The organism is Nocardia jinanensis (assembly GCF_014645735.1).
Taxonomy (GTDB): domain Bacteria; phylum Actinomycetota; class Actinomycetes; order Mycobacteriales; family Mycobacteriaceae; genus Nocardia; species Nocardia jinanensis.
The window spans coordinates 595,291-620,640 of sequence record NZ_BMMH01000002.1; the positions used below are offsets into that span (position 1 = coordinate 595,291).

Sequence of the window (25,350 nt, forward strand, 5' to 3'; positions counted from 1 at the left end):
ACCTCGGAACGCGGCTCGGCAAAGATAGTGAGACGTCCCATCAACAGATACTTCGATTTCGTGTAGACGCCCACCGGCCCCGCCCCGGGCACACGACGAGCGCCCCGCCGCTCCTCCCGGTTAAGGTGCGGCGGTGGATACCGGTGATCTGATAGACCGCAGCAGTTCCATCGCGGAGCGGCTCACGACGACCCAGGCGGCGCCGCCGCCCTGGCTGGTACTCGCCACCGCGGTGGCGGCGCTGATACTGGTCGGGTACGGGCCGCTGTGGCGGATCACCCGCAATGTGGTCACCATCGCGCACGAGGGCGGGCACGCCCTGATCGCGCTGCTGAGCGGACGCAGGCTCAACGCCATCACGCTGCACTCGGATACCTCGGGGCTCACCGTGTCCAGCGGAAAACCCTACGGGCTGGGCATGATCCTGACCGCGCTGGCCGGTTACCCGGCGCCGCCTCTGGTCGGCCTCGGTTTCGCGGCGCTGCTGGGCGCCGGGCGGATCACCCTCATGTTGTGGATCGCGATCGCCGCGCTGGCCGTGATGCTGGTGATGATCCGCAATGTGTACGGTGTGATCTCCGTGGTGAGCACCGGCGCACTGGTTTTCGCGGTGTCCCGGTTCGGCTCCGATGCCCTGCAGGCCGGGTTCGCCTATCTGGCGACATGGCTGCTACTGCTGGCCGGCAGCCGGCCGGTGCTGGAACTACAGCGCACCCGCTCCCGGATGCGCGACGGCACCACCGACGCCGATCAACTGGCCCGGCTCACCCGGTTGCCCGGCCTGTTCTGGGTGGTCGTATTCCTGGCTGTCGCCCTGGGCGCGCTCGTGCTCGGGGCCGGACTGCTCCTGTCGGCGACCGAGGGCATCTGCCTCCCGATCCCCAACGGTGCGGACTGCCCGGCGAACTGAGCGCGCGCCGGGGCGACTAACCCGCGGTCTCGGCCTCGGCGAGTTCCCGCTTCCAGACCCGGAAGCTCTCCTCGGTGCGGCCTCGGCGCCAATACCCGGAGATGGAGGCGAATTCCGCGGCGACACCGCGTTCCTTACGGATATAGGGGCGCAGATTGTGCATCACGGCCTGCGCCTCGCCGTGGATGAACACCTGCGCCCGGCCCGGCAGCCACGGTGCCGCGCGCACCGCGCCGATCAGCGGCGCGTTATCGCCGGCGCGATCGTCACCGACTTCGTGGGCGGCACCGCCGCGATGCACCCAGGTGACGTCCACCAGCGCCTCGGAAGTAAAAGTGATCTCATCGGCCGAGTCCGCGACCTCGATGAACACCTTCGCGGGCGCGCCCTCGGGTAGCGCCTCCACCGCCGCGGCGATGGCCGGCAACGCGGCCTCGTCACCGGCGAGCAGATGCCAGTCCGCATCCGCGCGTGGTGCGTACGCCCCGCTCGGCCCGAAGAAGGTGACCTGCTCACCGGGCCGGACCGCGGCGGCCCAGGGCCCCGCGATGCCCTCGTCGCCGTGCACCACGAAATCGATGGCGATCTCCCGGGCCGCGCTGTCCACGGAACGGACCGTATAGGTGCGCGCGACCTCGCCCTCGGGGCGGTCGAACAGCAGTTTCACGTAGGCGTCGGTGAACTCGTTCGTATCGAAATCGTCGAATCCGGGGTCGCCCAGGTACACCCGGGCGATATGCGGGCCGAGCCACTCCGTCCGGGCGACGGTCATGGTCGTGCGCTTCCTGGCCATCCGGCCTCCTCAACTAATTAGGCTTACCTAAGCAACGTACCAGCCGTCTCGGACGCGTTGTGTAGCGTCCGTCTCCTACTGACCGAAATATCAGGCAAGGAACCGTTTTTGGGTTAATCTCACACAAACTTCCGGACGAAGGCACCAACCATGACCGCGGCAACTGTCATCCGCCCGCTCGCGCCCAGCGAACAGATCTTCGCATTCAGCGAGGTTTTCGTCGGATACTGCGCCCGAATGTCCGGACGGCTCGACCTCAGCGCCCTGGCCGCGGCCTTCGAAGCCCTGGTCACGGCTCATCCCATCCTCGGCGCGCAACTCGCGCCCACCGAGCCGATCGGGCACACCCTGGTCACCTCCGGCCCTCCCGAGATCGTGCTGACCGTCGCCGACGGCGATCCGGAGCTGCTGCTCACCGGCGCCGAACCGGATCAGCGCCGAGCCCTCGGCACCCTGCACGTGGTGCTGTCCGAGGATATGGCGAGCGTCACACTGCTGGTCCATCACAGCATTGCCGACGCCACCCACGCGCTGAACCTGCTCGAGCGATTGTGGCACTGCTATGTGTCCGCCGCGGCCGGGCGCATATTTTCGCTCCCGCCGGCCAGACAGCCGATGCCGGTCGAGGATCTGCTCGCCGCGCGCGGGATCGTGCGCCGACCGGTCCCGGGTAGCGACGAACCACCCCGCGCCCTCCCACCGTTGCCTCCGGCACAGGCGCTGAACGCGAACGAGAACGTGTATCCGCCACTGCGCACCACCCGCTGCCGGCTCAGCCGGGAACAAAGCACCGACCTCGTCGCCTACGGGCACCGCGCCGGAGTGACGGTACACAGCCTGGTCGCCGCGGCGCTGCTGCTCACCGAGTCCGAGGCCCGGCAGCTGCCGGTCGACGAACTGCTGTGTTCGTATTCCGTGGATCTGCGCCGCAGGGTCGCGCCCCGGATCGGGCCCACCGAGGGAACGAATGTGCTGGGCTTCGCCGGCTACCGGCCCGGCCCCGGCACCGAGGGCACGCTCACCGCGCTGGCACACGGAGTCTTCCACGCATTGCGTACCGGGCTCACCTCCGGCTACATCCAGCAGACCCCACTACAACTCCCCGACACCCTGGCCGCGCCACCGGCCAACCCGTTCGACACGGTGATGACCACCAATTGGGGGCGATTACCCCGGCTATCGGTACCGACACTGCGAATCCACGATTTCCGCACCACCATGATCGCCAAACCCGATCCGACCGGACGCCGGCCCCCGCAGGCAGGCGGCGGCACCAGCATCATCAGCACCTACGACGACCGTCTCAGCGTCGAGATCCACCATCCCCCCGAGTTCACTCCGGTGCAGACACCCCGGATCGAACGGCTGGAGAATCTACTCACCCGGCTCTGACCCCGCCGCGATACTTCAGACTCCCTGCAGCGATGCCAGCTCGAGCACCGTGATGTCCGACGGAGCCGCCACCCGGACCGGCGGCCCCCAGGCCCCGGCACCGCGGGTCACATACAGCGCCGTTCCCCCGTACAGTTCCAGCCCCGCGACGGTCGGATTGGGCAGCCGCGCGATCAGATTGCCCGGCCACAGCTGTCCCCCGTGGGTATGCCCGGACAATTGGAGGTCGACCCCGTACGCCACCGATTCGTGGATCACCACCGGCTGATGCGCCAGCAGTACGCAGGCCCGGCCGGCGTCCCGGCCGTCCAGGGCAGCCGCGAAATCGGGCCCTCGACCGGAAGCGGTCCCCCGGGGGTCGTCGACGCCGGCGAGATCGAAATCGGGCAATGACACCCGATCGTTGAGCAGTACCTTCATCCCGAGCTCACCCACCCGGGTGAGCCACGCGTCGGCGTCGGAGAAGTACTCGTGGTTTCCCGGTACAAAGTAGACACCCAGCGGTGCGCTGAGTCCGGCCAGCGGTTCGGTTTCGGCCCGCAGATCCGCCGCGGTGCCGTCGGCGAGGTCGCCGGCGACCGCGATCAGGTCCGGACGGGTGTCGTTCACCGTGCGCACCACCCGTTCGCAGAACGCGCGACCCAGCGCGGGACCCAGGTGCAGATCACTGACCAGGGCGATCCGCAGACCGTGCGCCCGAGCGGGCAACTTCGCCAGGGGAACGGTCACCCGCCGGACCGCCGGACCGTCCAGTACTCCGTAGGTGCCGGTGCCCACGACCGCACCGGCCGCGATCACCGTTGCCCCGGCCGCCAGCCGCGAGACCAGCATCCGCCGCGAAATCGGGCGCCGCCCCGGTGCCTCGGATTCACCGTGCGGTGCCGGCGCCTCCGGTCCGCCCATTGCGGAACCCACCGGACCAGGTGCGCTGCCCGGCGGGGCGCCCGCGCCGGGCACTTCGCCGACGGCCGCTCCGACCGGTTGCGGTGTAGCCGCCGCGGTGGATTCGGGCGCTGTGACCGCATCCGGTGCGGTGGCGGGTCCCGCGCCCGCCGGCGCGGTGGTACCGGCGTCCCGGAGCACCAGGCCGCGCAGCAGCAGCGGTCGTACGACCTCACCGGCCAGCACACCGAGCAGCAGATAGAGGAACAGCGCCGCCCACAGGAATCCGGGCCAGGTCAGCCAGCGCCAGGAAGCCCGGTCCACCCCACCGAACATCACCGCGAACGCACCACACATCGCACACGCGCCGACGGCCAGCACAACGGCACCGGGTATCCGCCAGCGGGATCCGTGTCGTGTGGTGTCACGCACCAGCCGCCGCCACAGGTACCAGTGCAGCCCGGCGATCAACCACGCCACGGCCAGTCCTGTGAGCACGGAAACTACTACCACGGAGGATGCCTCTCCCGACCAATTGATTGTGCGGCTGATGAATCTACTCCTCGCCGCCCGGACCATCCGTGGCCCCCACGATCATCGGTCCACCACGCGGCGGCACTCACGCATGCGAGCCGCGACCGGGAACCATCGATAACACCATGTCGCGGTGATCATCGGGTATCTCTGCAGCACACCGGCATTCAGGTGTTCGAGGTCACCGGCAGGCCCGCGCGAACGACCGGAGTCACACCGACCCGGTGACTCCCAGCCCGCCCAGAGCCGACGGCGGGAGTTCCCCGTCCGGCCGGCCGGCCAGCAGCCATTTCAGAATCTTCCCGGTCTCCCCGCGCGGCAGCGCCGACATGAAGGTCACATCGCGGGGAACGGAGAACCGGCTCAGCCGATGCCGGATATAGGTGCGCACCATATCCGAATCCAGTCCGGCCCCTTCGTGTTTCACCACGAACGCGGCCAGCCGCTGGCCGAATTCGGGGTCCGGGACACCCACCACAGCGACTTCGCTCACCTGCGGCAGATGCGCGAGGGCTTCTTCCACCGGGCGCGGGAAAACGTTCTCGCCGCCGGAGATGATCATCTCGTCGTCCCGGCCGGCGATGAACAACCGGCCGTTGACATCGAAATACCCGAGGTCACCGGTATCGAGCATCCCGTGCGCCTCGTCGGGCGGCGCGGAGTTGACATAGCCGTCGAACAGCATGTGGTTGCCGACGAAGATATGTCCGGTGGCGCCGATCGGCACCGGTTTGTGGTCGGGTCCCAGCACCGAGACCCGGGTCCCCAGCGGCGGCCGGCCCGCGGTGGTGGGCGCGAAGCGCAGATCCACGGGGGTGGCGATGGTCGCCCACGAGACCTCGGTGGATCCGTAGACGTTGTAGAGGATATCGCCGTAGGTGTCCATGAACCGCAGTACCGTGACCCCCGCCAGCGGTGCCCCGCAACTGATGACATGCCGCAGGCTGGAGGTGTCGTAGCGGGCGCGCACGGCCGGAGGCAGATCGAGAATCCGGTTCACCATGGTGGGCACCACGATCATGGTGGTGACCCGGTGTTCGGCGACCGCGCGCAAACAGTCCTCGGCATCGAAACGTTCCGGCAGTACCACCGTGCACCGCAGCGCGGTGCTCAGCTGCAATCCGGCCAGGCCCCAGGTGTGGAACAGCGGGGCGGGGATGAGCATGGTCGATTCCATCTCCATCGGGATCCGCGACAGCAGCGCGGCGATGGTGCCGAAACCCTTCGGGTGCGGCCGGCGCGCCCCTTTCGGGATCCCGCTGGTGCCCGAGGTGAGCACGATCAGCCGACCCGGCTGGGTGGGCTGACGGAAGCCGCTCTCCCCCACCTCGATCAGATCCTCGACGGTGTACCGATCCGGGAACGGCGGCCGCAGGTCGGTGTTGTACCGGGGAATGTCGTCGTGCAGATACTGCACCAGCTGTTCGAGGTCGCCGTCGACGAACAGCGCCGAGAGCCGGTGCCGCTGCACGATCTGCTCGATGGTCCGCGCGGACAGTCCGGCATTGAGCAGCGCCACGTCCACGCCGAGCTTACCGGCGGCGACCATGGTTTCGACCATGCCCGCGTGATTGCGCGAGAGGAGGCCGATCGCGTCGCCGGCGCCGAGTCCCACCGCCGCCATCGCCCCGGCCAGCGCGTTGCTGCGCCGGTCCATATCGGCGAAGGTGCGGGATCCGCGATCGTCGACGACGGCGGCGCGGCCGGGTGAATACGCGGCTCCGGCCGCGTATCCTCCGGCCAGGTTGAAACCCCATTTGTTCAACGACAGCAACTGTTTCATCACCGCGTTGGGCCGGGTACGCACCACACCGCTGATCGTGACCTGCCGCAGTACCTCGAGCTGGAGCCGCACCAGCGACCCCTCCCCGTTCACCACCGTCGAGGTGCGCGCGCCGCGCAGGATATCGGCGATCCGGCGCAACCCCTTGGCAGTCCAATCCTGGATCGCCGCGTTCGACAGGTCGGTGATATCGCGGTGCACCCGTCCCGGGGCGAAATAGGTGATCGATACCGTGCAGCGGTCGCCTTCGCCGTACATCCGCAGGGCCGCGAAACTCCCGATCTCCGGTGTGTGCAGTTCCAGGCTCTCGTACCACCGGCCGGTCACCACCCGGACGCGCAGCGCCCGGATACCGGCTTCCGGTGTGCCGATCCGGAATTCGAATACCGTCTGCTCTCCGGGCACATCCAGGCGCGCGCACGCGCCGATACCGGTGAACACCCGCGGATAGGTCTGCGGGTCGAGGAGCAGATCCCAGACAGCGGCGCGCGCAGCGGGGATTTCCGCGACCATATCGATGACGTCGGTAACCAACTCCCGCAACTTCTCGTCAGCCCGCACCGAACAACTGGGCCGGCGGGGTAACCCATCTGTAACGTCCCTCACAATAGCGCGGCGGCATAGTTGTTACCAGCGAGTAGGAACGCTCTGTGACAGGTCACGAAGCTGATTGCCCGGCGTTCACCCGACGCGCCGAACCTGGTGTTGGAGGTTGTCCAATCCCGCCGCCGACCAGGGTGTGACAACTCCCAGCGACCGCTCACTCCGCCCGCATGTCCGTTGTGCGCGAATTACATTCGGCCGCGTACCACTCGCTCCGACCTCGGAGGACCCACGATGCACCAGACCCGACGCCGGGTGGCCATCACCCAGATCGACGAGATCCTCGACTATTTCGGCAAATGCGCGTCCTGCGGGTATCCGGCACGCGCCGAATCCACCCGCCGCGTCTTCGACAACGGCGAGATCGAAACCGCCGTCATCGCCAGCTGCGCACTGCCCTGCGGATGGTCCGACCGGGTCCTGCCCACCAGGATGACCGGCCCGGCCGCCTGAACTCCCGGCACTCCACCCGGAAGGCCCGCCGGGCCGGTGCGGCACGATGAGGCGTATGGAACTGCGAATCTTCACCGAACCACAGCAGGGCGCCGACTACCCGACGCTGCTGCAAGTGGCCCGCGCCGCCGAGGACCTCGGCTTCGGGGCATTCTTCCGTTCCGACCACTATCTGCACATGGGCTCGGTCGACGGCCTGCCCGGCCCCACCGATGCCTGGATCACTCTGGCCGGCCTGGCCCGGGAAACCAGCCGTATCCGCCTCGGCACGCTCGTCACGGCCGCCACCTTCCGCCTACCGGGACCACTCGCCATCCAGGTGGCCCAGGTCGACCAGATGTCGGGCGGCCGGGTGGAGCTCGGGCTGGGCACCGGCTGGTTCGCCGACGAGCACACCGCGTACGGGATACCGTTCCCCGACGACAAATTCGGCCGGTTCGAAGAGCAACTGGCCGTGATCACCGGGCTCTGGGAAACCGGGCTCGACGAGACCTTCGACTTCACCGGAAAGTACTACGAGCTGGTGAAATCACCCGCCCTGCCGAAGCCGGTACAGCAGCCCGTGCCGGTGATCGTCGGCGGTCAGGGTCCGAAACGCACCCCGCGGATCGCCGCGCGCTACGCGACCGAGTTCAATATCCCGTTCCTCTCGGTGGACGACAGCGCCGCCCAGTTCGACCGGGTACGTGCCGCGGTGGCCGCACAGGGACGGGCAGCCGACAGCATGGTGTACTCCAGCGCGCTGGTGGCCTGTGTGGGATCGAACGAGGCCGAGATCGCGCGCCGCGCCGACGCGATCGGCCGCGAGGTGGACGAACTACGGGCCAACGGATTGGCCGGTTCGCCCGCGGAAGTCGTCGACAAGATCGGGCGCTATCGCGAGATCGGTACCCAGCGGATCTACCTGCAGATCCTGGACCTGGCCGATCTGGACCATCTCGCCCTCATCGCCGATGAGGTCGCCGCACAGTTGTGAGGTCCGCCGGCGGACGGCTGCCGCGGGCGCCGTCCGCCGCGATATCGCGTCACCGGTAGGCGGCGGCCACTCCGTCGATCAGGTGCTCGAGGGTTTCGTAGGCCGGAACATCGACGATATCGACCAGATCCGGGGAGACCGCCACCTCGTGTTCGCCGACCACCTCGTCGAAGCGGGCGACATCCCCGGTGCGGAAACCGTGCTCGGCGGCCAGCGACTGCAACTCGGCGTCGTTGTGCAGCAGCGCGCCGATCTCCTCACCCTCCGGGGTCAGCGGGACCACCGTATGCCGGGACAGCACCGTGGGTGACGGATACAGCAGGACCATATCGGGCCGCAACCGCTTCTCGACCGCCGCCGCCACGTACTGCGCCTCGTAGATCCAGGTCATCGGCGTCGGTCCCATACCCGCGGTGAGGTATTCCTCGAACGGGCCCGCACTGGATCCCTCGGTATAGCCCTGCGCGAGGAACAGCCGCTGCAGTGTGGGCATTACGTGCTGCTCGGCCGTCGCACCGCGCACCACCGCGTGATCGTTGACGACATAGCTGGCCACCGCCAGGTACATGGCCGCCGAATTCGAGGTCCGAGCATCGGTGGTGCTGACCAGGATGTTCTTCCCGACCCGGTAAGAGGAGTTGCCGGCCAGTTCGTCCCACTGCACACCGCGTTGCACCAGGTCGATATAGGCGGAGAAATCGAGGGTGGGCGCGGGGCCGTCGAATTTCACGACTCCGGCCGCGTCCAGCAGTTGCACGATGGGGGCGAAGGTGGCGATCGCCATCGGCGAATAGAACGGAATGAACTGGGTGCTCACCCCGACCTCGCGTTTCAGCCGCTCGGCCGCGGGCAGGCTGGACGGAAAAGCGAAGGCCCGGCCGTCCAGGTCGACCGAGGTGGAGATCTCCCGCGATCCGGCCGCCTCGACTCGCACCTCGTACCCGTGTGCGGCGAAGACATCGGCGACCCGCTCGTCGGCGAAGAACGCCGACTTCTCCGACCCCACCACTCCGGTGACCTTCGTCAGCGGTGACCCGGCCACCGGGGCCGCCGGGGCGGGAGTCGAATCGGGGCGCGACACCGCCCAGGCCGTGGCGCCCACCGCCACCACACCCGCGGCGCCCGCCAGGGCGAACAGCCCGCGCCGGTCGGTGGTCAGACTGCGCGGGCGCTCCTCGCCGGGGAACTCGGCAGTGGCGGCGGACACCGTGGCCTTCCCCATCGACACCGGCGCGGTGACCTCGGGAGTTCCCGTTCCCTCGGGCGTTTCCAATTCACGGCGTACGACCCGCTCCACGAGAATGGGAACGAAATCGCGCACCGTACTGGCGGCGAACCGATCGTGTGCCGATCGGATCGCGGTGTTCACCTCGTCCGGGGAACGATTCTCGGAATAGGCTGCGGCCAGCCGACCGGCGAGTTCACGTATCGCCTTCTGCTCGCGAGCTGCTTTGTCCTCCGAGGCCCTGTGCTTCGGGACGGTATCGAGTGCCACATCTTCTCCTCGGCGCCGGCATGGAATCGAAACGACCCGCCGGGCCGATCCACAGCCGACAACGCTACCGCCACAAAGTATTCGGATACTCCCAACGGTGAGCGGCACAGCCGAATCTCCGACCAGAATTCACCCGGCATTTCCCGGACGCCGGTCTGCGGTTTCCTCGAGGACGGCCATGGCCGCATTGTGCCCGCCTATTCCGCTCACCCCGCCACCGCGCAGGGCGCCCGCGCCGCAGCGCAGAACATTGGCGTGGGCGGTATCCACTCCCCAGCGTTGCGCGGGTGTGTCCGCGGCCCCGGAGAGGTAGGGGAAGGACAGATCGCCGTGGAAGATATGCCCGCCGGGCAGCCGGAGCGAGTGTTGCAGATCCACCGGAGTGGCGGCATCCAAGCACGGGGCACCGTGCACGTCACGGGCCAGGCAATCGCGGATCGGTTCGGCCAGTACAGCATCGAGCGCGGTGAGGGTCGCGGTGATCGCAGCCTCCTTGGCGCCCTCCGGATTGTCCGCGAAAAGTCTTGCTGGAGTGTGTAATCCGAACAGGGTGAGGGTGTGCCGTGCCGAGCCGCCGACAGCAGCGGATGCCGCGATACCGGGATCGGTCAATGTGTGGCAGTAGATCTCCGAGGGCGGGATCGTGGGCAAACGCCCCGCCGCCGCCTCCCGATAGGCGTGCTCGAGCTGGTCGTAGGATTCGGCGATATGGAAGGTACCGGCGAACGCGTCCCGGGCGGCCACGCCGGTATCCCGCAGCCGGGGCAACCGGTCCAGCACCATATTGATCTTCAGCTGCGCACCTTCGGGTTTCCCGCCCGCTGGCTCGCCCAGGAGCCGGGCCGCCTCGACGGGTGAGGCGTTCACCAGCACATACCGCGCCGCCACCGTACCTGCCGCAGCACCGGCGAAGGCGACCTCCGCGGTGCGCCCGTCGGTCGACACCGCGGTTGCTTCGGTACCGGTCACCAGTTCCGCACCGGCCGCACGAGCCGCCGCGGCCAACGCATCGGTCAGCGCGCCCATACCACCCACCGGTACATCCCAGTCGCCGGTGCCGCCGCCGATCACGTGATAGAGGAAACAGCGGTTCTGCAGCAGGGACGGATCGTGCGCGTGGGTGAAGGTGCCGATCAGCGCATCGGTGAACACCGCACCGCGGACCAGGTCGTCGGCGAAATACTGTTCGATGGTCTCCCCGAGGGGCCGCGCGAACAGTTCCGCCCAGGCCCGCTCGCCGACCCGCTGCCGCAACTGCGCGGCGGTGGGCAGTGGTTCGGTGAACGTCGGGAAAACCGCCCGCGCCACCTCACCGGTCATCTCGTAGAAGCGCTGCCAGGCCTCGAATTCGCGATACGACCCGGTGACCCGCGCGAAACTCTCCCGGGTGGCGGCCGGTGACCGATTGTCGATCAGCAGCCCCGACGATCCAGCCGGCGTGTAGGAGGAGATCCGCCGCTTCCGCGTATCGAATCGCAGACCCAAATCGCGCAGGATCCGGTCCGGTAGCAGGCTGACCAGGTACGAATACCGGGACAGCCGGACATCGACGCCGTCGAATACCCGCGCCGAGACCGCCGCGCCCCCGACCACCGCGGCCTGTTCCAGCACCAGCACCGACCGCCCGGCACGGGCCAGATACGCCGCCGCGACGAGGCCGTTGTGCCCACCGCCCACGATCACCACGTCGTACCGGGACCGCATCACCATATGACGTCGATACCACACCGGCGCCGTGGCGGTGGTGAGGCTATCCGAGCAAACCGCCCAGCAGTCCGCCGCTCTGCCCGGCCTCCTGCCCACCGCCGGTTCCGCCGAGCATGCCGCCGGGTGGCAGTTCCGAAGGCTGCACGATGACGAAACCCCGGCCGGAGAACGACAGCGTCATTCCTTCGCCGGTGCTGCGGCCCATCAGCCGACCCAGCCCGAAGGAGTCGTTACGTTTCATCCCGGTCTGCAAGCTGGAGGACCAGGCGATGGCCGCCTGCGGATCGGCGTAGGTGGGCTGGTCGACATTGAGCACGACCGGGCTGCCGTGACTGGTGATGGCGATCCGGCCCCGGCCGCTGAACACGCAGTTGAACAGGCCGGCGTTACTGGCGTATCCGGCCGCGCCCTGCACCATCCGGATGTCATAGCCCAGTGTGGGGTCGAAGGCGAGCACATTGGACCCGTTGATGGTGAGTCCGTCTGTCCCGTCCAGATCGATGATGTGCACATCGGCCGCGCCGTTGGCGACGAACAGATCGCCGCGCCCGGACACCTTCATCAGGGGCACGCCCTCCCCCGTGAGCCGCTGCTGGATCGCGCGGCCGATCCCACCGGAACCGAGCGCCTGGAAATGTAGATCGCCCTGGTAGGCGACCATCGATCCGGACCGGACCAGCGTTTCGCCGTTCACGCCGACCTTGATCATCTTGCCGCCCTGCTTCTGAATGCCCATCCCGGACACTTCGGCATGACGCGGGTCGAACAGCTCGCTGTGCATCGGCTGAGCTCCTTGCTGAGAAGAATGAGCGGGGGTGGGTGGCGGAGGAGGAGCAACGGGTGGGTACGGCTGCTGCGGAGGCGGATAGCCGGGTCCCGGCGGCGGATACCCGGCGGCAGGCGCGGCGGGGTACCCCGGCGGTGGTCCGGATTGGGCCGGATACTGCGGTGCTCGATCGTGCGGCGCTTGATATTGGGGAGGCGAGTACTGCTGCCCTGCTACAGGATTCGCGATCACGGTGGGATCGGTACGCGACGAGTGCGGTACGGACGGCGCCGGCGCGGGTGGGACCGGCTCGTCGTCGATGTTCACACCGAAATCGGTGGCGACACCCGCCAGCCCGTTGTCGTAGCCCTGCCCGACGGCACGAACCTTCCACGCGCCGGCCCGCCGGTAGATCTCCACGCAGACCACGGCTGTCTCGGTACTCAATTTCGACAGCGGGAAGGTGAGTGTGTCCTGTTCGCCGGTAATCGTCGCGGTCAGCGATCCCACCGAGCCGAAGGTAGGCGGCCCGCTGCCGTCCAGGCTCGCGGTCACCACCACCTTGTCGATATCGGCGGGTAGCGCGGGAGGCCGTACATCGACCACATCCCCGCTACCCTGCCCGTGCCGGTAGGTCACACCCGGTCCGACCGGCTGATTGAAGAAGACGAAATCACCGTCGGAACGGACTTTTCCGTCTGCGGCGAGCAGTAGCGCCGAAACATCCACCGGCGCCGAACAGGTCACCGTCACCATCAGCCTGTCGCCCGGCGCGGGCCGGTTCTCCCCCGGAGCGAGCGCGGTCACCGCGGCCCACCCCCATCCCGTACATACCGGGCCGGGTTGCCTCCGGCCCTCCGAGTGGCCCGGTTCCCGGCCTTCCACCCGCATGACTTCTGATCCACACCGACGAGTCTGACCGATAGCGCCCACACCGCGCCACCTCAGTATTCGCCGAACCTCCCACAGGGACACCACCTGCGACGAAACATCGAACCGGCCGAAACCGATCACTTCGGTGAGCCGTCGGAACCTGAGAATTTTCACAGCCGCAGCACAGGCAACGGCCAGGTCACGGCGGCATCCTGGAATAAGACGAGCGGAACTCGGCATCAGGGAGGAACCCATGGTGGATTTCGAGATCACCGGCACCACCGTCACTGTTCACGTCCGCGGCGCACACCGTGTGCTGTCGCTATGTGACCACATCACCTTCGATCTGGCGAACATCGTAGCCGTCGAACCGGCCGAAATCGACCGCCGGCCCCCGTGGGTGCGCGCACCCGGCGCATTCTTCCCGGGCGCCATCGCGGCGGGAACGTTCCGCGGCAAGGGGCGGAAAGAATTCTGGGACACTCTCTTCGGTGGTAACGCCGTACGTATCGACCTGCGCGGAAGCGATTACACCCGCCTGGTCGTCGATGTCGACGATGTCGACATGGCGATCGGTTCGCTCCGCCACGCCGCCGCGGCCTGAGCGGCGGCACCCCCGATCCGCCGATCGACCTCCTCGCCGCGGGGCCGATCGGCGGGTTGGTTTTGCTGTGTTTATTTGCGGCGCCTTCGGCGCCGCTGGCGGGGCCCTATTAACCCCGGTTCTTCACTCCTTCGCTCAGTCGCTGCGCTCCTTCGCTACGTCGCTCCAGAACCGGGGCGGGCCCCGCCTACGGAGGTGGACCATCCGGAGAAGACGGAAGGTGAGTGCAGAAATGAGCCTCGAGCAGCCCGGTCGGGCACACGGCCCAGTAGATGCTGAAAAAGGGCGCCGATCTCTGAACAGCCCACTGCACGGGCTCGGTCGCTGCGCTCCTTCGCTACGTCGCTCCAGAACCGGGGCGGGCCCCGCCCACTGAGGTGGACCATCCGGAGAAGACGGAAGGTGAGTGCAGAGGTGAGCCTCGTGGATATGTCCATGTTCACCGCCGGGTCGAGTATTCGGCTCGCCGCGGCGCGGACCGACTCGCCCACTGACCACAGCGACTCGTCACGGCATCGATTTCGGCCGGTAGGGTACGGGCGGCATGGCCCAAGGATGCCGTGCGACGCGTACGACGAGACCGAACGCTCAGCAGTTCCGGCCCGGTTCTCCCCGGGGTCCGCGCATATGAAGTCCCCTGCTGTCACCGACATCTCGGAGGAGATATGGCGGAGTTCACCGGGAAAGTCGCGCTGGTCACCGGTGCCGGGTCCGGTATCGGGAAGGCGACCGCGCTACGACTGGCGGGGGCGGGCGCGCGGGTCGTCCTCGGTGATGTGGATATCGCGGCGGTCGAGCGGGTCGCCCGGGAGATCGGTGAAGCCGGCGGTACGGCGGCCGCCCTCGTGCAGGACACCGCGAAGCTCGCCGACCACGAGGCCGCGGTGGAATTCGCGATCCAGACCTACGGGGCGCTGCATCTGGCCGTGAACAATGCCGGTATCGGCGTGAGCCCCGGGCCGATCGGGGAGTTGGACACCGAGAAGTGGCGGCTGCTCATGTCGATCAACTGCGACGGTGTGGTGTACGGGATGAAGTACCAGATCCCGGCCATGCTGGCCGCCGGGCCGCACCGATGCGCGATCGTCAATATGTCCTCGGTACACGGCAGTGTCGCCACCGACGCACCCGGATCCGCTTACACCGCGTCCAAGCACGCGGTACTCGGTATGACCAAGGCCGCGGCGGTCGAATACGGCGCGACCGGCCTGCGGATCAACGCGGTACAGCCCGGTGTCATCGCCACCCCGCTCACCGAAATGCCCGCCGACGCCAGGGAGTTCCTGGAGAACAAGCACCCGCTGAAACGATTCGGCCGGGCCGAAGAGGTCGCCGCGGTGGTCGCCTTCCTCCTCTCCGAGGACGCCTCGTTCGTCACCGGATCCGGCTATCTCGTCGACGGCGGCTACACCGCTCTCTGAACCGGCGCCGCTTATTCGTCGGCGGAATCGGGTGCGGGTTTGGGCTGGCGGGTGATGATACGCAGCACCGGTTCCACCACACGCGCCGCGATCGGCCCGACCGAGGCCATCAGCAGCACATAGGTCGTCGCCAGGGCGGCGAATTCGTCGGGCACGGCTCCCGCCGCCACCGCCAGACCGGCGATGACGATCGAGAATTCGCCGCGCGCCACCAGTGCCGCGCCGGCGCGGGCGCGACCCAGTCGTGACGATCCGGCGTGCGCGGCGGCCCACCAACCGGTGGCGATCTTGGTGATCGTGGTGATCACCGCGAGCAGGATCGCCCAGCCCAGGACCGGCGGGATACTGCGCGGATCGGTGGTGAGGCCGAACAGGACGAAGAACATGGCCGCGAACAGATCCCGCAACGGTTCCAGGATCTTGGTCGCGCTGTGCGCGGTGGTATCGGAGATCGCGATACCCAGCAGGAACGCTCCGACCGCCGCCGAAACCTGTAGCGCGGAAGCCACTCCCGCGATCAGCAAGGCCGAACCGAGCAGTTTCAGCAGGAAGATCTCGCGGTCGTCGCTGGCCACGATCGCGGATACGTATTTGCCGTAGCGGAAGGCGACCACGAGCACCACCGTCACCGCTAGCAGCGCGATTCCCAGTGATTGCAGACCCGCCACGAATCCCAGGCCCGCCAGCACCGCGGTCAGCACCGGCAGATAGGCGGCCATCGCGAGATCCTCGAAGACCAGGATCGACAGGATCACCGGGGTTTCCCGGTTACCGAGCCGCCCCAGATCGTTGAGCACCTTGGCGATGATCCCGGACGAGGAGATATAGGTGACCCCGGCCATCGCCAGGGCACCGGTGGGGCCGAGCCCCAGCAGTAGTGCGACCACCACACCGGGCGTGGTGTTCAGGACCAGATCCAGCAGGCCGGCCATCCAGGATCTTCGCATCCCGGTGAACAATTCGGCCGCACTGTATTCCAGTCCGAGCAGCAACAGCAGCAGGACAACACCGATCTCGCTGGCGAGATGGATGAACTCGTCGGCCTCGTGCAGTTCGAAGAAACCTCCTTCCCCGAACACCAATCCGCCCACCAGATACAACGGGATTGGGGACATGCCGATCCGGGCCGCGATGCGTCCGAGCACTCCTAGCCCGAAGAACACCGCCCCCAGCTGGATCATCGCCAGCGTGGTCGCATTCATCGCTACAGGTTCAGCCGTCTTTCAGAATATCCGCGGCACTGTCCAGACCGTCCGAGGTCCCCACCACGATCAATACGTCGCCACCGGTGAACACGAAATCCGGGCCGGGAGCCGGCATCGCCTGACCCGCCCGCATCACGGCCACAATGGAGGCCTTGGTCCGGGTGCGCATCCGGGTCTCACCCAGGGTGCGCCCGTCGTAGGGCGAGTTCTCGCTGACCGGCAACTGCCGGGTGTTCACACCATCCATATCCCGGTGCTCGTTGCGCAGCTGACCCACCAGTTGCGGAGCGCCCAGCAGATTGGCCAGGGTTCCGGCCTCCGCCTCGGTCATCGGGATCTGCGTGGTGGCGTCGGGATCGCCGATCTTGGTGAAGATCAGATCGATCGTCCCGTCCTTGTGGTCGACGACCCCGATCCGCCGGCGTACAGCGGTAAGCGGAAAATCCTTGCGCACGCCTATTCCCGGCAAGGGCGTCACTTCGACGTTCACGATGTCACCTTAACTCGACTGCGAGTGCGGACCGATAGCCGCACACACAGTAGCGCTACCCCGTCCGACCGGGTCTGAACCTCCGCGGCGGCCCGGATCAGCATCGGCGGTGTTGCCGGTCGGCGCTGGTCACCGCGGCCGTTCGGCGGCGAGCACGACATGGCGCATGAGCAACGCCGTGGTCACCGGGCCCACCCCGCCCGGTACCGGGCTCAACCCGCCCGCGATACCCCGGACCGATTCGGCATCGACATCGCCGACGATCTTCCCATCGGACGATTCGTTGGTCCCCACATCGATCACCACGGCTCCCTCGCGTACATTCGCGCCGGTCACCAGGCCGATCCGGCCCGCTGCGGCCACGACCACATCGGCGGCCGCCGTCACCGCGGGCAGGTTCGTGGTGCGGGAATGACAGACGGTGACCGTCGCGTTCTCCGCGAGCAGCAGATGCGCCAGCGGTTTGCCGACCACGTTCGATCGTCCGACGACGGCCACATGCCGGCCTTCGAGGGCGACCCCGTGATGTTTGAGCAATTCCACCACCGCCTCGGCGGTGGCCGGGGCGAAACCGGCCGATCCCGCGGCGAGCAGCCCCAGCGACAGCGGGCTCACCCCGTCCACATCCTTGGTGGCGGCGATCGCCGCGGATACATCGTCGAGTGTCACGCCGGCGGGCAGCGGCGTCTGCAGCATGATCGCGTCGGTCTCGGGGTCGGCGCTGCGCACCGAGAGTTCGGTACGCAGCGTGTCGGCGGAGGCATCCGCACCGAGATCCACGGTATCGCAATCGATTCCACGGTTTGCGGCCGATTTCTTCAACGAGTTCACGTACCAGGCACTGGCCGGATCTTCATTGGCGACCACCAGTGCCAATCGCGGGGCGCGGCCCGCCCGCTCGGTCAGCGCCTTCGCCCGCGCGGTCGTATCGGCGTTGATGGCGGCGGCGAGGTCTTTCCCGGTCAGCGATGCGGTATCCACGGATATTCACCCTAACGGTCGCGGCCGGGTGGACCCCATCCGCAGCCCCTTGCAGGGCCAGGCACTAGTGTGTCGGTGGCGCCGATACGCCCCGCAGCGCCGTAGCCAGCGGGTTCATGGGACATGTCCCCAATCGGACAGCCGCAAATACCGGGTTCCGGCCGAGACCGGACCTAAGGTGGGTTCCCACATACCGCACCGCAAGTTCACAAAAACGATCACCCGCCTCCACCCGTGGAAAGGTGTCGCCGTAGTGCACAGTCGAAGAGGTTTGCAGTATCTGGTGGCGGTTACCGCCGCCGCGACGAGTATCACGCTCGCCGGTTTCACCGGCGCGCCGGCCCAGGCCAGTCCCGAAACGGACGCACTCTACAATTCCGCTCAGCGCCATTTCACCGACGGTGACTCCACCGCCGGCCGAGCCGCCCTGCACGACCTGATCGGACGTGATCCGACCGATGCCGAGGCGCTCTCCCTCCAGGCGATCTGGTCCCATTACGCGGGCGATATCCCGGCCCTCAACGATGCGATGGGCCGCCTGCGCGCCGTCGACGGCGGGCTGGCCGCCGGCACCGACGGTGTACTACACGCCGTCAGCGCGGGTATCGCCACTCTCCCCAATCCGCTTCCGGCGCTGGTCGGACCGCAGACCGGCATCGTGGTCTTCGGCTTCGGGCTACTGCCCGACGGCACGCCCCGCCCCGAACTCGTCGAGCGCTTGCAGGCTGCCTGGTTGCAGGCGATCGCCTCACCGTTCTCGCCGATCGTGGTCAGCGGTAACAATCCGAGCAACGGCATCACCGAGGCCCAGGCCATGGCCGGCTGGTTGATCGGCCGGGGTATTCCGGCCGAACGGATCCATGTGGAGAACCGAGCCGGTTCGACGGTGCAGAACGCGCTGTTCAGCGCCGATATCCTGCACAGGGTGGGCGCCAACAGTGTGGTGGCGGTGACCTCCCCGAACCATATCCGGCGCGCGGTGGCCGATCTCTACGTCGCCGGGATCCCGGTGGTGGGCGCCACCACCTCGCTCAACCAGCTGGTCTCTCAGCTTCCCCCGCCGAGCAAACAGGCCCAATACAGCATCTATCTCGACGCGACGCGGACCTTCCAGCTCAATACCAGCCGCTGACCGGTGGCGTCGTGCCGCGCCCGGCTCGGCGAGCCGGGCGCGGCAGTTTCGTGAGCCGGGTGGCCGGTGGGACCATCCGGCACACAGGCACCGCTCGGCTGATCAGGAGGACCGCCGGTTCACGGATGAACCGGCATCGGGACCGACGCCACGGCGTCCCGGATCCGGGCGGCCGCCGCATCGGGCGGGATATCGGCGATGAAGGCACCCATCGCCGACTCGGACCCGGCCAGATATTTGATCTTGTCCGCACCGCGTCTGATCGACGTCAGTTGCAGATGCAGGCGGACGGAGTCGCGGCCGGTGTGGACCGGTGCCTGGTGCCACGCCGCGATATAGGGCGTCGGATCATCGTAGAGAGCGTCGATGCCGCGCAGTAACCGCAGGTAGAGGGTCGCGAGCTCGTCCCGCTCGGCCTCGTCGGTGGCCGCGAGATCCGGGATCTGCCGATGCGGGAGCAGATGCACCTCGATCGGCCAGCGCGCCGCGAACGGAACGAAGGCCGTCCACCACTCCCCCGCCAGCACGACCCGGCCACCTGCGCGTTCACTGTCCAGCACACGCTCGAAGAGGTCCGGTCCGAGTCGCCGCACCGAATCGAGCACCCGGGCGGTCCGCGGCGTCACATAGGGGTAGGCGTAGATCTGGCCGTGCGGATGCGGCAGCGTGACACCGATGGCCTTTCCCCGATTCTCGAAGGGGAACACCTGCTGCACCCCGGGCAGCGCGGACAGTTCCGCGGTGCGGTCGGCCCAGGCCTCGATCACCGTGCGGGCGCGACTGGGGGTGAGATCGCCGAATGCGCCCTCGTGCGCCGGACTGAAGCACACCACCTCGCATCGCCCGACCGCCACGCGTTCCCGGCCGAATCCGATATCCGCGATATCGCCGAGACCGGCCGGGGCCGGCGGTTCACCGGTCACCTCGCCCGGTAGCGCGGGACCGAATGAGGGGGACCGGTTCTCGAAGACCGCGACGTCGTACTGATCGGGTATCTCCGACGGATTGTCCGGAGTCTGCGGAGCGAGCGGGTCACGATCGGCCGGCGGTAACACCACCCGGGCCTGCCGGGCGGCCGCGATGGACACCCATTCCCCGGTGAGCACATCCTGGCGCATCACCGCGGTCGGCGGCCGGGGGTCCAGGCGGCGGGTGTCGATACGGCGTTCGGGGCCGAGCCGGGTATCGGCGTCGTCGTAATAGATGAGGTCGCGGCCGTCGGCCAGTTTCGCGGTGCGCTTCACGATGCGGGTCGGCACCCGACAACGATAACCAGGCCGCGCGCCCACCCCCATCCACGGCACCGGCGGGTCAGCGACAACGACGCGAAGGTGATCGTGCCGTCCGCTCGGAGCCGAAAAGCCTCGACTCTTCCCCACTGTCACGTTATAGTCAGTAAGACTAAAACAATGAGGAGGGCACCGATGGGTTACGGAAACTGGGACCACAGCGCCTACCGCGCCGCCAAGGCCTACCGGGCACGCCGGGGCATGGAGGATTTCGGCTATACCGCGCAGCTGCGCGAACAGCCCTACGACACCTGGACCGTCCACCCCGACCTGGATCCGTTCGGTGTGGGAGCACGAGAGTGCCGGGATTCGGCCGACCACGGGAATTCGCTGCCGATAGCGGTACTCTTCGACGTCACCGGGTCCATGGGGCAGGTGCCGATGATCATGCAGGGCAAACTCGGGAAACTGCACGGCCTGCTGAAGGACAAGGGTTACGCCGACGATCCGCAGATCCTCTTCGGCGGTATAGGTGATGCCGATACCGATCGGGTGCCACTGCAGATGGGCCAGTTCGAATCCGACAACCGCATGGACGAACAACTGCGCAATATCCTCCTCGAAGGCGGAGGCGGCGGCCAGAAGTCCGAAAGTTACGAATTGGCCGCATATTTCATGGCCGAGCACGTGGTGACCGATGCCTGGGAGAAGCGCCACAAGAAGGGATATCTGTTCCTCATCGGCGACGAGCTCAACAAACCACGTCTGGCCGCCCGGCATATCCGCGCCGTGATCGGTGACCACATCCGCAGCGATATCGCGGTCGATTCGATCTACCGGGAACTCGGGCAACGCTGGGAGGTGCACTACATCCTGCCGAATCAGTCGTCGTATTACCACGATCCGGAGATCGCGGAGCACTGGCGCGCACTGCTGGGGCAGCATTTCCTGCGCCTCGACGATCCGGCGGCGGTGTGCGAACTGATCGCGCTGACGATCGGACTGTCCGAGAACCGGGTGGATGTGCACACGGGGCTGGCCGATCTCCGTGATGTCGGCTCGGTCGCCGAGGCCGAGATCGTCGGCCGGGCGTTGCGCGCCCAGGAGCCCAGGGCGCTACCCGGCGGCACCCACTGAGGGAACGACCGGATACAGGAGTACCGATGACGAAGGACGCGACAGTGACCGACCGGCATCTCATCGTCGTAGATCTCGGATTCGGCGATGCGGGCAAGGGGGCCACCGTCGATTGGCTGTGTTCTCCCGAAGCGGGCCTCGGAGTCTCGGCGGTGGTGCGCTTCAACGGTGGGGCGCAGGCGGCGCACAATGTGGTCGCGGACGGGCGGCACCACACCTTCGCTCAGTTCGGGTCCGGCACCTTCGCGGGGGTGCCCACCCTGATCTCCCAGTATGTGCTGGTAGAGCCGCTGGCCTTGGCCGCGGAAGCCGAGCGGCTCGCCCGAACGGGTGTCGCGGATCCGCTGTCGCTGCTGTCCGTGGACGGGCGGGCTCTGCTCACCACCCCGATCCATATCGCGGCCAACCGGGCCCGCGAGGATGCGCGGGGAGCCGGACGGCACGGGTCGTGCGGGAGGGGAATCGGGGAAACGGCCGCCTACGCCCTGGGGCACGACGCGCCGCGGGTCGCGGACTGCCGCACGCCCGCGGTGCTCCGGCGCAAACTGCGCGCGCTCGCCGCGCACTACCGCCCACTGCTCGCATCCAGCACACACCACCGCGAACCGATCGATGCCCTCCTCGCCGCGTATCGCGAATTCGGCGCGGCGGTGCGGATCACCGGCGCCGAAGAACTGCGGCGCGCGGCGCGACGTGGGCGGCTGGTGTTCGAGGGCGCGCAAGGCGTACTACTGGACGAATGGCGGGGCTTCCATCCGCACACGACCTGGTCGACGGTCGAACCGCGCAATGCCCGCGCACTGCTGGCCGGAATCGGCGCCCACGCGGCGACCCTCGGCGTGACCCGCGCCTATATGACCAGACACGGCGCCGGCCCCTTCCCTACCGAGGATCCGGACCTGCGCAATCCGGAACCGCACAACGGCGTCGGCCGATACCAGGGTGCGTTCCGGCAGGGGCATCTCGACACGGTGCTACTGCGGTATGCCGTGGCAGTATGCGGAGGTGTGGACGGGCTGGTGGTCAACCACCTGGACGCGCCGGCTGAGCGGGCGGCGACCGCCTACGCCACCCCGCACGGAGTCCGGACCTCTCTCGAGCCGGGCTCCTGGCAGGACCTGGACCACCAGAGGGCGTTGACCGAATACCTCACCGCGGCAACACCGCTGTACACCGAACTCCCCACCGATGTCGCTGGTTGGCTGCAGCGCCACCTGGGTATACCGGCGGTGCTCACCGCGTCCGGCCCGGACCGACGCGCGCGCCGGGCGAGCGTATCGCTCGAGGCAGCCCTGCACCCCGGGAAACCCGCGACTTCTCGTGCGGCGCAGCCCCGGACGGCGTGACCGCACACTATCGCGACGGCCGTTCAGCGCAGCGTCGGCTTCGCGCAGATCCCCGACCACTACGCGATACCCCTGCGCACCGAGCCGAGCGGCCGTCGCGGCGCCGAGCCCGATGGCACCGCCTGCTATGACCGCGGCTTTCCCGTCGAGCTCGGATGAGCCCATATCCACATACCCACTTCCCCAACAGCTGAGAATTATATTCTCAATTTCAAGAACGAAAATACTCTCGCGCGGTCGCCGACGGTGAGTACGGCAGTATGGACGCTGTGGACCAATCGGCGGTATCGGTGGATGTCGTGGCGTTGCGGTTCTGGGCCGACGACGCCGCGGCCACATTCGGGATAGCGGCACGCCCGCACGAGCCCTTCACCGGGCATGTCGCATTACCCGGTGTGCTGCTGGGACGCGGCGAACGCCTCGCGGACGCGGCGCGCCGGGCCGTGCACACCAAACTCGGTGTACCGGCCGACACCATCGGCCCGGTCGGCCAGCTGGTGACCTTCGACGAACCGAATCGCGATCCGCGCGGGCCGACCCTGTCGATCGTCATGTGGGCGGTGACCGGACCCCACGACGGTCTCGCACGCTGGGTGTCCTTCGACGAACCTCCCACACTGGCCTTCGATCACAACAACATCGTGGTCGCCGCACGTGGGTTGCTGTCGGGGCAGCTCTGGAAGGACCTGCCGCTGACCCGGGCACTGCTCGGTGACGAGTTCCCGGCAACCCGCGCGGTCGACCTCGCCACCTCCCTCCTGGGCGGCCGCCCCGACGCCGCGAACCTGAACCGGACACTCGCCGGGATCCCCGGACTGCACAAGACCGACGAACGCCGCCGCACCAAGGCCACGGGCCGGCCCGCCGCGGTCTGGGCCTTCAGCGGCGACCGGTAGCGGCGCAGGTCGGTCGGCGGGAACCCGCCGACCGACTCCGCGGGCCGCCGTACCGGATATCGGCGACACCGCCGGTATTTCCGATGCACGCGGCGCCCGTAGTCGACAGACTGTGCCCATGACCGCATTCGACACCGCCGACATCACCCGGCAGCTGCGCGCCGCCGGATGTGTGTTCGCCGAGGACGAGGCCCGGTTGTTGATCGGCGCGGCAGCCTCGGATACGGAACTGACGGCGCTGCTGGCACGTCGTATCGCGGGCACACCGCTGGAACATCTACTGGGATGGGTGCAGTTCCGCGGAATCCGGATCGGTGTCCGGGACGGGGTGTTCGTACCGCGGCAGCGCTCGGCTCTGCTGGTGGACGAGGCACTCGGCCTGGCCGCCGTCCGCCCGGTGCGCACGGTGGTCGACCTGTGCTGCGGCTCGGGGGCTCTCGGTCTGGCCCTGCTCACCGAACTCGGTACGCGGTCGGCGGAATTGGTGGCCGCCGATATCGACCCCGTCGCGGTGGCCTGCGCGCGGGAGAACCTGGCGGCGGTCGGCGGCCCGGTCTATCGGGGCGATCTGTTCGACGCGCTACCCGATACCCTGCGCGGCCGGATCGATATCCTGCTCGCCAACACCCCGTACGTGCCTTCGAGCCTGATCGCGCGACTGCCGCCGGAGGCTCGCGACCACGAACCCCCGATGGCCCTCGACGGCGGACCCGACGGCCTGGACCTGGCCCGGCGCACCGCCGCGGGCGCACCGGGCTGGCTGGCGCCGGGCGGGAGTCTGCTGATCGAAATAGGCGTCGATCAGATCCCGGCCGCCACCGAACTGCTCACCGGCAGTGGGCTCGTCGCCCGGATCGTGCGCTCGCCGGACCTGGATGCCACCGTGGCCGTCGGCCGACGTCCGGCGGCTACTTCCGCCCGCTGAAATCGTCCATCGAGTGGTACACGCCGACTGTGTTCAGGAACAGGTCGCGCAGTTTGATCGGCAGCACCCCGGACAGCGCCTTGTTGAGTCGTGAGGTCCACGGCAGGATTACGACCGGTGTCCCCTTCTTCATCTCGGTCCAGGACTGATCGACGACCTTGTGCTGGTCCAGGATCGGGGTGAGCCAGAAACCCTTGGCGCCCTCGAACATCCCGGTATTGATGTAGGTCGGGCATACCGTGGTCACCTTCACATGGCCGTGACCGGCCTGCTCGAGTTCGATCCGCACCGAATCCGACCAGCCCAGCGCGGCCCACTTCGAGGCCGCGTACACGCTCATCCGGGGGTTGTGCACCAGCCCGGCGGAGGAGGAGATGGTGAGCACCCGGGCCTCGGTGGTCCCGGCGACCATCGCCGGCAGGAATTCCAGGGTCACATACATCGGCGCCAGCGAATTGATCGCCATGGTCTTGTCGATATCGTCGCGGTCCTCGGTTTCCCAGAAGTAGGTGTTCCCGCGGACGATACCGGCGTTGTTCACCAGAACGTCGATATCGCCGACATCCACGCGCACCGACGCAGCCGCCGAGGCGACCGCGTCACCGTCGGAGATATCGACCGCGTAGGTGCGCACGGTGCCCCCGGCGGCGATCAGTTCGGCCGCGGTCTCCCGCAACGCGGCGTCGTTGATATCCCACAGCACCACGGCGGCGGCACCCTCGCGCACCGCCCGGGCGGCGAACAGCTTCCCCAGGCCCATGGCGGCCCCGGTGATCAGCACCTTCTTACCGGCCACCGTATCCAGTTTCATCGGTTT

At 67.9% G+C, this 25,350-nt stretch carries 22 protein-coding genes; 11 read left to right on the top strand and 11 right to left on the bottom strand.

Annotated elements, in window-relative coordinates:
- Positions 1-133 precede the first annotated feature (133 nt).
- Entirely contained in the window at positions 134-910 is a 777-nt protein-coding gene (locus IEY68_RS07275) for a M50 family metallopeptidase (protein WP_062996859.1), read from the top strand.
- 16 nt (positions 911-926) lie between these two features.
- Here the strand turns inward: IEY68_RS07275 and IEY68_RS07280 are convergent, their stop codons facing one another.
- A complete protein-coding gene (locus IEY68_RS07280) occupies positions 927-1,703 on the bottom strand; it encodes a siderophore-interacting protein (protein ID WP_062996857.1) in 777 nt (258 codons plus the stop codon).
- 150 nt (positions 1,704-1,853) lie between these two features.
- Here IEY68_RS07280 and IEY68_RS07285 point away from each other — a divergent pair, with 150 nt between their 5' ends.
- The gene (locus IEY68_RS07285; protein ID WP_062996855.1) at positions 1,854-3,095 is read left to right on the top strand and encodes a phthiocerol/phthiodiolone dimycocerosyl transferase family protein; all 1,242 of its coding nucleotides are present in this window, start codon (positions 1,854-1,856) and stop codon (positions 3,093-3,095) included.
- Between the two features lie 15 nt (positions 3,096-3,110).
- On the opposite strand, the gene IEY68_RS07290 is transcribed toward IEY68_RS07285, so the two are convergent.
- Positions 3,111-4,475, bottom strand: a complete 1,365-nt coding sequence (locus IEY68_RS07290; protein WP_229718647.1) for a metallophosphoesterase — start codon at positions 4,473-4,475, stop codon at positions 3,111-3,113.
- A 247-nt stretch (positions 4,476-4,722) separates the two neighbouring features.
- A complete protein-coding gene (locus tag IEY68_RS07295) occupies positions 4,723-6,828 on the bottom strand; it encodes an AMP-binding protein (protein ID WP_062996851.1) in 2,106 nt (701 codons plus the stop codon).
- A 303-nt stretch (positions 6,829-7,131) separates the two neighbouring features.
- Between IEY68_RS07295 and IEY68_RS07300 the strand changes: the two genes are divergently transcribed.
- On the top strand, positions 7,132-7,350 hold the full coding sequence (locus tag IEY68_RS07300) for a hypothetical protein (protein ID WP_062996849.1): 219 nt from the start codon (positions 7,132-7,134) through the stop codon (positions 7,348-7,350).
- A gap of 55 nt (positions 7,351-7,405) precedes the next feature.
- Positions 7,406-8,326, top strand: coding sequence for an LLM class F420-dependent oxidoreductase (locus IEY68_RS07305; RefSeq protein ID WP_062996848.1), 921 nt, complete (start codon positions 7,406-7,408; stop codon positions 8,324-8,326).
- A gap of 49 nt (positions 8,327-8,375) precedes the next feature.
- On the opposite strand, the gene IEY68_RS07310 is transcribed toward IEY68_RS07305, so the two are convergent.
- From IEY68_RS07310 to IEY68_RS07320, 3 genes are all read right to left on the bottom strand, one after another.
- Complete coding sequence (locus IEY68_RS07310) at positions 8,376-9,821, bottom strand: three-helix bundle dimerization domain-containing protein (protein ID WP_062996846.1); 1,446 nt, start codon at positions 9,819-9,821, stop codon at positions 8,376-8,378.
- Positions 9,822-9,950: 129 nt separating this feature from the next.
- Complete coding sequence (locus tag IEY68_RS07315) at positions 9,951-11,531, bottom strand: phytoene desaturase family protein (RefSeq protein WP_062996844.1); 1,581 nt, start codon at positions 11,529-11,531, stop codon at positions 9,951-9,953.
- 40 nt (positions 11,532-11,571) lie between these two features.
- The gene (locus tag IEY68_RS07320; protein WP_229718648.1) at positions 11,572-13,101 is read right to left on the bottom strand and encodes an AIM24 family protein; all 1,530 of its coding nucleotides are present in this window, start codon (positions 13,099-13,101) and stop codon (positions 11,572-11,574) included.
- 319 nt (positions 13,102-13,420) lie between these two features.
- Here IEY68_RS07320 and IEY68_RS07325 point away from each other — a divergent pair, with 319 nt between their 5' ends.
- Positions 13,421-13,771 (top strand): hypothetical protein, encoded by a 351-nt coding sequence (locus IEY68_RS07325; RefSeq protein WP_062996842.1) that lies wholly within the window; start codon positions 13,421-13,423, stop codon positions 13,769-13,771.
- A gap of 665 nt (positions 13,772-14,436) precedes the next feature.
- Positions 14,437-15,192: an SDR family NAD(P)-dependent oxidoreductase gene (locus tag IEY68_RS07330; RefSeq protein WP_062996762.1), complete on the top strand. Its 756-nt coding sequence runs from the start codon at positions 14,437-14,439 to the stop codon at positions 15,190-15,192.
- Positions 15,193-15,203: 11 nt separating this feature from the next.
- Here IEY68_RS07330 and IEY68_RS07335 read toward each other — a convergent pair whose 3' ends face one another.
- The 3 genes from IEY68_RS07335 to IEY68_RS07345 all read right to left on the bottom strand — a co-directional run bounded on the left by IEY68_RS07335 (position 15,204) and on the right by IEY68_RS07345 (position 17,868).
- Positions 15,204-16,394, bottom strand: a complete 1,191-nt coding sequence (locus tag IEY68_RS07335) for a cation:proton antiporter (RefSeq protein WP_062996760.1) — start codon at positions 16,392-16,394, stop codon at positions 15,204-15,206.
- A 10-nt stretch (positions 16,395-16,404) separates the two neighbouring features.
- The gene (locus IEY68_RS07340) at positions 16,405-16,887 is read right to left on the bottom strand and encodes a cation:proton antiporter regulatory subunit (protein ID WP_062996757.1); all 483 of its coding nucleotides are present in this window, start codon (positions 16,885-16,887) and stop codon (positions 16,405-16,407) included.
- Between the two features lie 129 nt (positions 16,888-17,016).
- Positions 17,017-17,868: a bifunctional 5,10-methylenetetrahydrofolate dehydrogenase/5,10-methenyltetrahydrofolate cyclohydrolase gene (locus IEY68_RS07345; protein ID WP_062996755.1), complete on the bottom strand. Its 852-nt coding sequence runs from the start codon at positions 17,866-17,868 to the stop codon at positions 17,017-17,019.
- Between the two features lie 253 nt (positions 17,869-18,121).
- On the opposite strand from IEY68_RS07345, the gene IEY68_RS07350 reads away from it, so the two are divergent.
- The gene (locus IEY68_RS07350; protein WP_229718649.1) at positions 18,122-19,000 is read left to right on the top strand and encodes a YdcF family protein; all 879 of its coding nucleotides are present in this window, start codon (positions 18,122-18,124) and stop codon (positions 18,998-19,000) included.
- A gap of 119 nt (positions 19,001-19,119) precedes the next feature.
- On the opposite strand, the gene galT is transcribed toward IEY68_RS07350, so the two are convergent.
- Positions 19,120-20,295 (bottom strand): galactose-1-phosphate uridylyltransferase, encoded by a 1,176-nt coding sequence (galT, locus tag IEY68_RS07355; RefSeq protein WP_062996751.1) that lies wholly within the window; start codon positions 20,293-20,295, stop codon positions 19,120-19,122.
- A 129-nt stretch (positions 20,296-20,424) separates the two neighbouring features.
- Between galT and IEY68_RS07360 the strand changes: the two genes are divergently transcribed.
- The 4 genes from IEY68_RS07360 to IEY68_RS07375 all read left to right on the top strand — a co-directional run bounded on the left by IEY68_RS07360 (position 20,425) and on the right by IEY68_RS07375 (position 24,533).
- Complete coding sequence (locus tag IEY68_RS07360; protein WP_062996749.1) at positions 20,425-21,366, top strand: hypothetical protein; 942 nt, start codon at positions 20,425-20,427, stop codon at positions 21,364-21,366.
- A gap of 26 nt (positions 21,367-21,392) precedes the next feature.
- Positions 21,393-22,712 carry an adenylosuccinate synthetase gene (locus tag IEY68_RS07365; protein WP_062996747.1) on the top strand — a complete coding sequence of 440 codons (1,320 nt, stop codon included), beginning with the start codon at positions 21,393-21,395 and terminating at the stop codon, positions 22,710-22,712.
- A 269-nt stretch (positions 22,713-22,981) separates the two neighbouring features.
- On the top strand, positions 22,982-23,608 hold the full coding sequence (locus tag IEY68_RS07370; RefSeq protein ID WP_062996839.1) for an NUDIX hydrolase: 627 nt from the start codon (positions 22,982-22,984) through the stop codon (positions 23,606-23,608).
- Positions 23,609-23,726: 118 nt separating this feature from the next.
- Positions 23,727-24,533, top strand: a complete 807-nt coding sequence (locus IEY68_RS07375; RefSeq protein ID WP_062996745.1) for a putative protein N(5)-glutamine methyltransferase — start codon at positions 23,727-23,729, stop codon at positions 24,531-24,533.
- On the opposite strand, the gene IEY68_RS07380 is transcribed toward IEY68_RS07375, so the two are convergent.
- Complete coding sequence (locus IEY68_RS07380) at positions 24,517-25,344, bottom strand: SDR family NAD(P)-dependent oxidoreductase (RefSeq protein WP_062996744.1); 828 nt, start codon at positions 25,342-25,344, stop codon at positions 24,517-24,519. The genes IEY68_RS07375 and IEY68_RS07380 overlap by 17 nt on opposite strands.
- Between the last annotated feature and the right edge of the window lie 6 nt (positions 25,345-25,350).

Bases quoted from the DNA above. Each gene is read 5' to 3' on its own strand.
- IEY68_RS07280 (WP_062996857.1), bottom strand. From the start codon at position 1,703: ATGGCCAGGAAGCGCACGACCATGACCGTCGCCCGGACGGAGTGGCTC.
- IEY68_RS07285 (WP_062996855.1), top strand. From the start codon at position 1,854: ATGACCGCGGCAACTGTCATCCGCCCGCTCGCGCCCAGCGAACAGATC.
- IEY68_RS07300 (WP_062996849.1), top strand. From the start codon at position 7,132: ATGCACCAGACCCGACGCCGGGTGGCCATCACCCAGATCGACGAGATC.
- IEY68_RS07305 (WP_062996848.1), top strand. From the start codon at position 7,406: ATGGAACTGCGAATCTTCACCGAACCACAGCAGGGCGCCGACTACCCG.
- IEY68_RS07315 (WP_062996844.1), bottom strand. From the start codon at position 11,531: ATGGTGATGCGGTCCCGGTACGACGTGGTGATCGTGGGCGGTGGGCAC.
- IEY68_RS07325 (WP_062996842.1), top strand. From the start codon at position 13,421: ATGGTGGATTTCGAGATCACCGGCACCACCGTCACTGTTCACGTCCGC.
- IEY68_RS07330 (WP_062996762.1), top strand. From the start codon at position 14,437: ATGGCGGAGTTCACCGGGAAAGTCGCGCTGGTCACCGGTGCCGGGTCC.
- IEY68_RS07335 (WP_062996760.1), bottom strand. From the start codon at position 16,394: ATGAATGCGACCACGCTGGCGATGATCCAGCTGGGGGCGGTGTTCTTC.
- galT (WP_062996751.1), bottom strand. From the start codon at position 20,295: ATGGGGGTGGGCGCGCGGCCTGGTTATCGTTGTCGGGTGCCGACCCGC.
- IEY68_RS07360 (WP_062996749.1), top strand. From the start codon at position 20,425: ATGGGTTACGGAAACTGGGACCACAGCGCCTACCGCGCCGCCAAGGCC.
- IEY68_RS07365 (WP_062996747.1), top strand. From the start codon at position 21,393: ATGACGAAGGACGCGACAGTGACCGACCGGCATCTCATCGTCGTAGAT.
- IEY68_RS07375 (WP_062996745.1), top strand. From the start codon at position 23,727: ATGACCGCATTCGACACCGCCGACATCACCCGGCAGCTGCGCGCCGCC.
- IEY68_RS07380 (WP_062996744.1), bottom strand. From the start codon at position 25,344: ATGAAACTGGATACGGTGGCCGGTAAGAAGGTGCTGATCACCGGGGCC.